The following is a 714-nucleotide window of genomic DNA, read 5'->3' as shown; positions in this document are numbered from 1 at the left end:
TAACCTGCCATGTACATGGCCCATAAACTGACCAGCCCAATGATCACAATCCAAACAACCTGACGCTGTTTGCTCGGGCTCATTTTCTTTGGCTTGAGAACGGGTTTAAATACCGTCTTTCTCGCCGATTCAAAGAAAGGGCGGTCTAACTCCTCTTTCTTCTTTCGACGGCGAAATGCCGCATTCGCGACTTCGGTAAAACGGTGACGTTGGTCTGTTGTAAAATCATGCTCGAAACCAACTCGGCCGCTTCTATCGTTGTGTTTAGATTGCACAGCCATCGTCGCCTCCTTGGCTAGAGTTTTCCTTATTGTAAGTATAGTCAGTAATTGCGAACTTTCTGATATTCAACCTTATGATTATCACCAAAGCTCATTGCTACCCACTATTTAACTTCTTTACGCCATCATGCTAGACAAGGAGCAAACGGCCTCATTGTCGGAAAATCGCGGGTTCAAAGAGTGCGTTTTGGTTCATCTTTCACTTGTTCGAAATTTTCAAACAAGCCTGTCAGTTTTGCACTCTGTTGGTAAAAGCGCTTCCTCCCTAGACTAAGGGTATTCAAATAGCGGGAGATGACGACAATGGAACATCGACGTATTACACAGATTATCAATGCTCAAGCAACGTCTGACGGAGACGGCGTGAAAATTCAACGTATTGCTGGGTTCAATAACGCAGGCTTCTCTCCATTTTTGATGGTGGATGAGCTGA

1 protein-coding gene and 1 pseudogene are annotated in these 714 nt (G+C 44.8%); one reads left to right on the top strand and one right to left on the bottom strand.

The genetic code is table 11. The features are described 5' to 3' along the window. The coding region (locus KIV40_RS30310; RefSeq protein ID WP_285352971.1) for a hypothetical protein at positions 1-281 on the bottom strand (281 nt) is incomplete at its 3' end. Positions 282-584: 303 nt separating this feature from the next. Between KIV40_RS30310 and KIV40_RS30305 the strand changes: the two are divergent. Further along, positions 585-714: pseudogene (locus KIV40_RS30305) on the top strand (pirin family protein); the annotation flags it as partial.

Source organism: Vibrio sp. D173a, assembly GCF_030248475.1.
This window is presented reverse-complemented; position numbering and strand designations above follow the sequence as displayed.